Below are 10000 nucleotides of genomic sequence, written 5' to 3'. Positions count from 1 at the left end.
GAACATCCTGGATGTCCACATGATTTCCGCCGAACGTCTCGCCGATCTTTCTCGCGAATTCGATCTCCTCAGCAGTGTACGGTTCTCTTTCGATCTCCTCCAGGTTCTTCTGCATGATCTCCTCCATGACCGTGTTGTCCACGAGATTTGAGCATGCTTTTACGAACTGGAGCTCCATTTTTGTTCCCGTCATGAGAGCCGCACCTCTCGCGATATCGTTGACGCGCTCGTAGATCTCCTTCACCTGGCTGTTCTTCGGCGCACGGATCAGATAGAGGACCTCACTGTACGGCTGAACGACATTCGGAGAATATCCGCCTGTGTTGGTGATCGCATAGTGAATGCGTGCTTCCTGGATGATATGCTCTCTTAAATACTGTACACCTGTGTTCATAAGCTCCACAGCGTCAAGTGCGCTTCTTCCAAGCTCCGGGCATGCCGCCGCATGGGATGCCTGTCCGTAGAAACGGTAGATGATCTGATAGTTCGCAAGGGAACTTCCGACAGAAACCACATTTTTATCGCCCGGATGCCATGTCACCGCAAAATCCAGGTTGTCAAACACGCCGTCTCTCGCCATAAAGCTCTTTCCGGATCCGCCTTCCTCGCCCGGACAGCCAAAGAAGATCACGGTTCCCTCTTTCCCGTTCTTCTCCAGATACTCTTTTACCGCGATTGCAGCCGCTACAGAGCCCGTTCCTAGAAGATTGTGGCCGCAGCCATGTCCCGGTGCGCCATCGACCAGTGCGGTCTTTTCCAGGCTCTCAGACTCCTGGCTGAGGCCTGACAGAGCATCAAACTCACCGAGAATGCCCACTACCGGCTTTCCTGATCCGTAGGTACCGGAAAACGCGGTCGCGATCCCCGCAAGATTTCTCTCCACCCTGAATCCTTCTTTTTCAAGAAGTTCACACAATACGTCCGTGGAATGGAATTCCTGGAACGCAGTCTCCGGCTGGTCCCAGATCCTGTCACTGGCTTCACACACCGGTCCGCGCTCTCTGTCAACTGCTTTTAATGCCTCTGCTTTTGTAATTCCCATCGCCGCATCCTCCTATGTTCATTGTTAAATAATGTTAAAAAAAATACAGGAACCCGGTATATCCAGATTCCTGTATCCAATCACTCCAGAGTCAGAAATCCTGCTTACGGCCGGAAAATGATCTCACAACCGTTTTTTCTATTCATGAGCATGATCACTCTGTGATTTCTCCGTCCTCATTTTCCTCAGATTCCGGATCTTCCACATTTTCGTCCTCCTCATCCTGGCGGCTGCTTTCACGCACTTTCGCGATGGAAGCAACGCGGACATTGGAGTCGGCATCAATGCTCATCAGTTTTACGCCGGATGTGTTTCTGCCGATCACGGAGATATCGTCAACACCCATGCGGATCAGAATTCCTTCATTGGTGATCAGCATGATGTCTCTTCCATCGTCGAGCAGTTTCATTCCGACAAGATTTCCTGTCTTTTCTGTCACATTATAGCAGAGAAGTCCCTTACCGCCGCGCAGCTGCAGCTTAAATTCAGAGATTCCCGTTCTCTTTCCGTATCCCTTTTCCGATACAACGAGCATGTACTCGCCCTGGCTTGCCATCTGCATGCCGACAACTTCATCGCCCTCATCGAGCTTCATGCCGATCACGCCATAGGAAACACGGCCGGTAATTCTCGCATCCGTTTCCTTGAAGCGGATGGACATACCGAATTTTGTAGCGAGGAAGATATCCTCGGTATTATCTGTCACTTTTACCTCGATCAGCTCATCACCTTCACGGAGCAGGATCGCCTGGAGACCCGTCTTTCTCATGTTGCTGTACTCGCGCATCGGGGTCTTCTTTACCATACCGTTCTTTGTGGCCATGAAGAGGTACTTGTCATCATCGATCTCACGCATCGGGATCGCCGCTGTGACCTTTTCTCCTGTCTGAAGCTGTAAAAGGTTTACGATCGCCGTTCCGCGGGCTGTTCTGCCTGCCTCGGGGATCTCGTACGCCTTGATCCGGTAGCAGCGTCCCATGTTCGTAAAGAACATGATGTAGTGATGGTTCGTGGTCATGAGAAGATCCTCGATGAAGTCCTCATCGATCGTCTGCATTCCCTTGATCCCCTTGCCGCCGCGGTTCTGGCTCTTGAAATTGTCCACGGACATTCTCTTGATGTAGCCGAGATTTGTCATGGCAATAACAGTGTCATCATCGGAGATCAGATCTTCCACGGACATATCATCGTCGAAGCCGATCTTTGTCCGTCTGTCATCCCCGTACTTCTCGGATATCACAAGGATCTCTTTTTTGATCACACCTAATAATTTATTTTCATCAGCCAGGATTGCGCGCAATTCCGCGATCTTTGCCTCCAGTTCTTTATATTCATTCTCAAGCTTCTCGCGTTCCAGACCTGTGAGAGCACGCAGACGCATGTCAACGATCGCCTGTGCCTGCGGGTCCGTGAGCTCAAAGCGCTCCATGAGTTCCCGCTTCGCCTCAGCGACATTCGCGGAACCGCGGATGATCTTTATCACTTCGTCAATGTGGTCCAGAGCCTTTAATAAGCCCTCTAAGATATGGGCACGCTCTTCCGCCTTATTTAAGTCGTACTTCGTTCTTCTGGTCACAACGTCCTTCTGGTGGTCCAGATAGTACTCCAGCATCTGAAGGAGGTTCAGGACCTTCGGCTCATTGTTTACCAGCGCCAGCATGATCACGCCGAAGGAATCCTGCAGCTGTGTATGCTTTAAGAGCTGGTTTAAGAGGACATTCGCATTTACATCTCTCCGAAGCTCGATGTTGATGCGGATTCCCTCACGGTTGGATTCATCGGTGATGCCGGTGATGCCGTCGATCTTCTTTGTCTTTACAAGCTCCGCCATCTTCTCGATCAGTCTTGCCTTATTGACCAGGTACGGAAGCTCTGTGACGATGATATGGCTCTTTCCGTTCGGTGCGGTCTCGATATTTGTCACGGCGCGGACTCTGATCTTTCCGCGTCCGGTACGGTACGCCTCCTCGATTCCTCTTGTTCCGAGGATCTCAGCTCCTGTCGGGAAATCCGGTCCCTTGATGATCTGTAAGATCTCCTCCAGGGAGGTCTGTCTTCCTTCCTCCACCTGGTTGTCGATGATCTTTACTACTGCCGCAATGACTTCCCGAAGGTTGTGCGGCGGGATATTTGTCGCCATTCCGACTGCGATACCGGTTCCGCCGTTTACAAGAAGGTTCGGGAATCTGGACGGCAATACGGTCGGCTCTTTCTCGGTCTCATCGAAGTTCGGGATAAAGTCAACGGTATCTTTATAGATGTCCGCCAGCATCTCAACGGAGATCTTGCTGAGTCTCGCCTCGGTGTATCGCATGGCAGCGGCACCGTCGCCATCGATCGAACCAAAGTTTCCGTGTCCGTCTACGAGCATGTAGCGCATGGACCATTTCTGAGCCATGTTTACCAATGCTCCGTAGATGGAGCTGTCTCCGTGCGGATGATATTTACCCATGGTATCGCCGACGATACGGGCGCTCTTTCTGTGGGGCTTATCCGGACCGTTGTTCAATTCCGCCATGGAGTAGAGGACACGTCTCTGTACCGGTTTTAAGCCGTCACGGACATCCGGGAGCGCTCGCGACGCGATAACGCTCATGGCATAGTCGATGTACGACTTTTCCATGGTCTTCTTTAAGTCTATTTCATGAATCTTGTCAAAAATATTCGGTTCCATTCTTTCCTCCAATGCAGCCTGCGCTGCGCCTTAAACCTGCGTAAACTGCGCCGCCTGACGTTCCGGAAGGATTTTATCTCTTTCCGGAGCGCCCTGCTGCCGCATTAAATGTCAAGAGTTCCGTACTTCGCGTTCTGTTCGATGAACTCACGGCGCGGCTCTACCTGATCTCCCATGAGTGTCGTGAAGGTGAGATCGATCTCCGATGTCATCTCCTCGTTCATGGTCACACGTAAAAGAATTCGGTGTTCCGGATCCATGGTCGTCTCCCAGAGCTGCTCCGCGTCCATCTCACCAAGTCCTTTGTAACGCTGGATCTTGTTGTTCTGGTCACGTCCGATCTCTTTTAAGATGTTGTTTAACTCCTCATCGCTGTACGCATACCATACCCGCTTGTTTTTCTCGATCTTATAGAGCGGCGGCTGTGCCAGATAAACGTAGCCCTGTTTGATGAGCTCCGGCATGAACCGGTAGATAAAGGTTAAAAGCAGGGTGCTGATATGGGCACCGTCCACATCGGCATCAGTCATGATGATGATCTTGTGGTAGCGGAGCTTCGAGATATCGAAATCCTCATGAATTCCGGTACCGAACGCCGTGATCATGGATTTGATCTCCGCATTTCCGTAGATCCTGTCGAGTCTCGCCTTCTCCACGTTTAAGATCTTTCCGCGGAGCGGCAGGATCGCCTGGGTGCTCTTATTTCTCGCGTCCTTCGCGGAACCGCCGGCGGAATCTCCCTCAACGATGTAGATCTCGCATTCCTCCGGGTGTTTGCTGGAGCAGTCTGCAAGTTTTCCCGGAAGTGATAAACCGTCAAGAACGGTCTTTCTTCTCGTTAAATCTCTCGCTTTTCTCGCCGCTGCGCGCGCACGCTGGGCAAGAACGGATTTCTCGATGATCGTCTTTGCGACGGACGGATTCTGCTCAAGGAAGTAGGTGAGCTGTTCCGATACCACGCTGTCCACAGCGCCTCTCGCCTCACTGTTTCCGAGTTTCTGCTTCGTCTGTCCCTCAAACTGCGGCTCCTCGATCTTGACACTGATGATGGCCGTCAGACCTTCACGGATATCCTCACCGGTAAGAGCCGGCTCGCTGTCCTTAAGAAGCTTGTTCTTTCTTCCGTAGTCGTTGAATGTCTTGGTCAGGGCATTTCTGAAACCGGTCAGGTGGGTTCCGCCCTCCGGTGTGTTGATGTTGTTTACAAAGCTGTAGATATTCTCCGTGTAGGAATCGTTGTGCTGCATGGCAACCTCCACCAGCACGTTGTCCTTCTTGCCCTCGCAGTAGATGACCGTGTCATACAGCGGCACATTGCTGCGGTTTAAATAGCTGACAAATTCCTTGATCCCGCCTTCATAGTGGAATACCTTTTCCTTCTTGTCCTCGCGGTCATCCCGTAAAATGATCTTTAAGTTCTTTGTCAGGAATGCCGTCTCGCGGAGACGGATCTTTAAGGTGTCATAGTCATAGACCGTCTCCTCAAAGATCTCCTTGTCCGGGAGGAAGGAAACCTTGGTACCGTGTTTGTCAGCCGGACAGTCGCCAACGATCTTTAACGGATACATCGTTTTTCCGCGCTCATAGCGCTGCTTGTAGATCTTTCCTCCGTGGTAGACTTCAACCTCAAGCCACTCCGACAGCGCGTTTACAACGGATGCACCTACGCCGTGCAGACCGCCGGATACCTTGTATCCCCCGCCGCCGAACTTACCGCCGGCATGAAGGATCGTAAATACGACTTCAACTGCAGGCAGTCCTGCTTTTTTCTGGATATCGACCGGGATTCCACGTCCGTCATCAATGACCGTGATCGAATTATCCGCGTTGATCTGCACATCAATGGTGTCGCAGTATCCTGCCAGGGCCTCATCCACTGCGTTATCCACGATCTCATATACCAGATGGTGAAGTCCCCTCGAAGACGTACTTCCAATGTACATTCCCGGTCTTTTTCTTACAGCCTCAAGTCCCTCCAGAATCTGGATTTGATCTGCATTATATTCTGCGCTCATGAAGTTCCTCCTTTAGTCTTCGCTCTCTACCGTTCCTTCAACAATCTTAAAAATCTTGTCCATCCGGAATTTGCTGTTTACAAACTCATCCAACCCTGTACAGGTGATCAGGGTCTGGATGTGGGTAATTTCTGAAAGTAAATGTTCCTGTCTCTTGCTGTCAAGTTCAGAAAGGACATCATCCAGTAAAAGCACCGGGTAATCCTTTACGATCTTTTTCACCAGCTCGATCTCCGCAAGTTTTAAAGAAAGAGCTGCCGTTCTCTGCTGTCCCTGGGAGCCGAAACGTCTGATGTCTGTTCCGTTCACGATGAAATTCAGGTCATCGCGGTGCGGTCCTGTCAGGGTCTGCCTCTGTTTAATCTCCTGAAACTGGTTCTTTGCGAGCTGTTCCCTGAAATTCTCCGCCGTCACATTCGGCTCATAGGCGATGGAAAGTGTTTCCTTTCCGCCGGACAGTCCGGCATGGATCCCGGCGATCAGGGGATTCAGCTCTTTTATAAACTCGGAACGCATAATTATTAGTTCGGCACCATACTTTAAGAGCTGCTCGTCCCACATGGGGAGCGTGTCTTTTAAAGACGCGTTGTAGTCCATGTCTTTTAATAGCTTATTTCGTTGTATAACCGTTTTGTTATACTGTACCAGATTGTAGACATAGAGCTTATTCAGCTGGCAAAGTTCCAGGTCGACGAAGCGTCTCCGCTCGGCAGGTCCGTTCTTGATGATATTCAGATCTTCCGGTGAAAAGAAGATCACATTGACGATCCCGAAAAGTTCGCTTGCCTTTTTGATCGGAACGCCATTGACTGCGACCCCTTTTGCCTTATTTTTTTTCAGATGCATATCGATCCGGTAGGGAATTCCATCCCGGCGGACCATCATTTTGATATGGGATTCATCTGCACCGAACCTGATGATCTCTTTATCTTTGCTGCCCCGATGCGATTTTGTTGTGCTGCACACATAGACTGCCTCCAGGATATTCGTCTTTCCCTGGGCATTATCTCCATAAAGAACGTTCGTTCCTTTATGAAAATCGATATGTAAATGACTGTAATTTCTGTAATCTGACAGCTCGATGGATTCTATGAACATGAAAAAATCCTTACTTTTCTACCTTAAATGTCTTTCCGTCATAGGAAACAGTATCTCCAGGGTAAAGTTTTTTGCCGCGCTGGGTCTCAACTTCCCCATTTACTTTTACAAGTCCGTCCTGGATCACAAACTTTGCGTCCACTCCGGAGCCAACAAGACCGGCAAGTTTTAATGCCTGTCCCAGCTTGATAAATTCATCTTTTAAGTGAATACTTTCCATTTTTCTCCTTTTTTATTCCGGTTTTCTGAAAAAACCAGCCCGAAACTCCGGATTTTTCCGGAATTTCGGGAAAATTTCATCTGTTTTTAGATCGCAGCCGCGTTAAAGTTTACCGGAAGGATCAGATAAATATAATTTTCTTCCTCATCTTTGATGAAACACGGAGATTTTGCGTTCATCATATAGAGAGTTACTTCCTCATCATCGATGATGCGGAGTGCATCACTTAAGAATTTCGGGTTGAATCCGATCATCAGATCCTGGCCTGTCTTATGGATCAGGATCTCCGCATTCATCGTACCGAAACTGGAATTTAATTTCAGGCTCATTTTTGAATCTTCGATGTTCAAAATGATCGGTTTTTTATCATTTTCGCGGATCAGAATGATGGCTCTCTCGATGCTGTCGAGAAAATCTTTCTTATTCAGAGTCACTTTTGTGGCATAATCACTGGAAAGCATCTGATCTACTTTGAAATATTCGCCCTCGATCAGGCGGGAAACAACGATCGTATCATCAAATTCGAAGAGAATATGGTTCGCTCCGAAGAAGATCTGGACCTCTTTTTCGTTGTCTCCGGTCAGAATTTTACTGATTTCATTCAAAGTTTTTCCCGGAACGATGACTTTTGTGCTTTCATATTCATCTTTTAATACAATTTTGCGAATTGCCATACGATGACCATCGAGAGAAACAACTCTTAATGTATCGCCGTTTACCTCAAAAAGCTCACCTGTCATCATCTTGTTGCTGTCATTAACAGAGATGGAGAAGATGGTCTGGCGAATCACTTCCTTTAAGGAAAACTGGGAAAGTGTAATGTTTTTATTTCTCTCAATATACGGAAGATAGGAGAATTCCTCACCATCTTTTCCCTGAATTTTGAATACAGAGTTCTCACAGGCGATCACAGTATTGAATTTTTCGTCAGATTCGATCGTTACAAGGGAATCTGAATCAGATAATTTTCTTGCAATTTCAGAAAAAAGCTTTGCATCCAGTGCAATTTTACCTTTTTCAAGGATATCACCTTCAACTTTTGTCTCAATGCCGAGCTCCATATCGTTAGCTGTCAGTTTGATCTCATCTGTAGATGCATCAATCAGGATGCACTCTAAGATCGGCATCGTTGTTTTTGACGGAACTGCCTTGAGAACAATATTGATACCGTTTAAAAGAGCGGTCTTCTGGAATGTCAGTTTCATAGTTGTTGATAACTTCCTTTCTTGAGAAACGTTCATAAGATAAAGAAATATATAAAAGATATTCGTCTTAACAGTAGTAGGGGGTGTGAATTTGTTAATAAGGGGAAAAAGCCCTGTGAAACACTGAAAAAAACGCTGTGAAAACCATTGTGGGTAACTAAAAAAATCCGGAAGGACAACCGAAGAGTTTTCCACAGGCAAAAAATCTGGGAAAATTATCCGATTTTTATCCACAAATTTTCAACGGGATTTCCACGAAAAAATCCACAAAGCTGTTTTGCGCATTCAAAGTTACAGTTCACACGCCTACTGCGGGTTGATCTTTTTCTTTAAAATATCGATCGTATTCTTTAAATTCTCATCAGTCTTTAATTCACTGGCGATCTTTTTCGTTCCATGAATGATCGTCGTGTGATCACGACCGCCGAGAGCTTTTCCGATATTCTGGAGAGACTCATTTGTCATATCACCGCACAGATACATGACGATCTGGCGAGGAAATACGAGTTCCTTGCTTCGTTTCTGACCGATGAGATCGAGAGGAGTGATGCCGAAATGCTCAGAAACTACATTAATAATGAGCTGCGGCGTCACTTCACGGGCTGCATTCGGAGAGATCAGATCTTTCAATGCTTCCTCGGCAAGCTCAAGATTGATCTCCTTATTATTTAATTTGCTGGAAGCGACGATCTTTGTGAGCGCACCTTCCAGTTCACGGATGTTGGATTTTACATTGGTAGCGATATATTTGATGATCTCGTTGTCAATGTTGTATCCTTCCAGTTCTTCTTTTTTCCGAAGGATCGCCATCCGGGTCTCATAGTCCGGCGGCTGGATATCTACGGTAAGTCCCCATTCGAAACGGGAACGAAGACGGTCTTCGAGTGTTTCGATTTCTCGCGGAGGACGGTCGGAAGAAATAATGATCTGCTTTTTTGCCTCATAGAGGGCATTGAATGTATGGAAAAATTCTTCCTGGGTACTTTCTTTGCCGATGATGAACTGGATATCATCGATCAGAAGAACATCATTATTTCTGTATTTTTCACGGAATTCCGTGGTGGAAACATTGTTTTTGTTACGGATCGCGTCGATCAGTTCGTTCGTAAATTTTTCGGAAGTCACGTACAGGATCTTTGCGCTCGGGTTATTTTTTAAGATGAAATGGGCAACGGAATGCATTAAGTGTGTTTTTCCGAGTCCCACGCCTCCATAAATAAATAACGGGTTATAGATCTCGCCCGGAGATTCCGCAACAGCCAGGGATGCAGCATGGGCAAGATTGTTGTTTTTTCCGACTACGAAGGTATCAAATGTGTAGCGCGGATTTAAGTTTGCGTTCTGAAGAGCAAGCTGACTGACCGTATTATTGTTCACGTTGATCAGACGATTCTCTTTTTCCGGTTCCTTCACGTCAGATTTCAGTTTGAAATCCAGTTTACACTGAAAACCTGTGATCTCCTCGATCGTAATTGTCAACAGGAATTCATATTTCTTTTTCACATAGCTGATGAAGGCAGAATCCGGCACCAGAATCGTGAGGATATCTTTATCCACAGAATCCGGGATCAGCGGCAGCAGCCATGTGCGGTAGGACACCTCTGAAATATCGTGTTCTTCTTTGATATTTAAAAGGATTTCGTCCCATTTAGCTTTGATTTCTTCCAGCATATTCATACTCCTAAACATGTGTATAACGATGTGCATAGCTGTGGAAAAGGTGGGGACCTGTCCACAAAAGCACAT

7 protein-coding genes (1 of these 7 cut by a window edge) are annotated in these 10000 nt (G+C 47.5%); all 7 read right to left on the bottom strand.

Features of this window, described 5'->3' with window-relative positions; all coding sequences use genetic code 11:
- A protein-coding gene (locus ACI3EW_RS00035) for a M20 family metallopeptidase (RefSeq protein ID WP_118297701.1) crosses the window boundary here: on the bottom strand, nt 1-1042 show its 5' portion. It extends 419 nt beyond the left edge of the window; 1042 of the gene's 1461 nt are visible here — the first part of the coding sequence; the start codon lies at nt 1040-1042; the stop codon falls past the left edge of the window.
- Nucleotides 1043-1196: 154 nt separating this feature from the next.
- Nucleotides 1197-3716: a DNA gyrase subunit A gene (gene gyrA, locus ACI3EW_RS00030; protein WP_118533379.1), complete on the bottom strand. Its 2520-nt coding sequence runs from the start codon at nt 3714-3716 to the stop codon at nt 1197-1199.
- A 104-nt stretch (nt 3717-3820) separates the two neighbouring features.
- Nucleotides 3821-5731, bottom strand: a complete 1911-nt coding sequence (gyrB, locus tag ACI3EW_RS00025) for a DNA topoisomerase (ATP-hydrolyzing) subunit B (protein ID WP_118322277.1) — start codon at nt 5729-5731, stop codon at nt 3821-3823.
- A gap of 12 nt (nt 5732-5743) precedes the next feature.
- Nucleotides 5744-6829, bottom strand: a complete 1086-nt coding sequence (gene recF, locus ACI3EW_RS00020) for a DNA replication/repair protein RecF (RefSeq protein WP_118533377.1) — start codon at nt 6827-6829, stop codon at nt 5744-5746.
- Between the two features lie 10 nt (nt 6830-6839).
- Entirely contained in the window at nt 6840-7049 is a 210-nt protein-coding gene (locus tag ACI3EW_RS00015) for an RNA-binding S4 domain-containing protein (RefSeq protein WP_118297697.1), read from the bottom strand.
- Between the two features lie 86 nt (nt 7050-7135).
- Nucleotides 7136-8254, bottom strand: coding sequence for a DNA polymerase III subunit beta (gene dnaN / locus ACI3EW_RS00010; RefSeq protein WP_118297696.1), 1119 nt, complete (start codon nt 8252-8254; stop codon nt 7136-7138).
- A 306-nt stretch (nt 8255-8560) separates the two neighbouring features.
- Entirely contained in the window at nt 8561-9925 is a 1365-nt protein-coding gene (gene dnaA / locus ACI3EW_RS00005; RefSeq protein WP_118297695.1) for a chromosomal replication initiator protein DnaA, read from the bottom strand.
- Nucleotides 9926-10000: the final 75 nt, after the last annotated feature.

It is taken from the genome of Pilosibacter rotomagensis, from assembly GCF_045062245.2.
GTDB lineage: Bacteria > Bacillota > Clostridia > Lachnospirales > Lachnospiraceae > Pilosibacter.
The sequence above is the reverse complement of the archived record's forward strand: the minus strand, read 5'-3'. Positions and strand labels throughout refer to the sequence as shown.

Coding starts and splice junctions, on each gene's coding strand:
- gyrA (WP_118533379.1), bottom strand. CDS start 3,716: ATGGAACCGAATATTTTTGACAAGATTCATGAAATAGACTTAAAGAAG.
- gyrB (WP_118322277.1), bottom strand. CDS start 5,731: ATGAGCGCAGAATATAATGCAGATCAAATCCAGATTCTGGAGGGACTT.
- recF (WP_118533377.1), bottom strand. CDS start 6,829: ATGTTCATAGAATCCATCGAGCTGTCAGATTACAGAAATTACAGTCAT.
- ACI3EW_RS00015 (WP_118297697.1), bottom strand. CDS start 7,049: ATGGAAAGTATTCACTTAAAAGATGAATTTATCAAGCTGGGACAGGCA.
- dnaN (WP_118297696.1), bottom strand. CDS start 8,254: ATGAAACTGACATTCCAGAAGACCGCTCTTTTAAACGGTATCAATATT.
- dnaA (WP_118297695.1), bottom strand. CDS start 9,925: ATGCTGGAAGAAATCAAAGCTAAATGGGACGAAATCCTTTTAAATATC.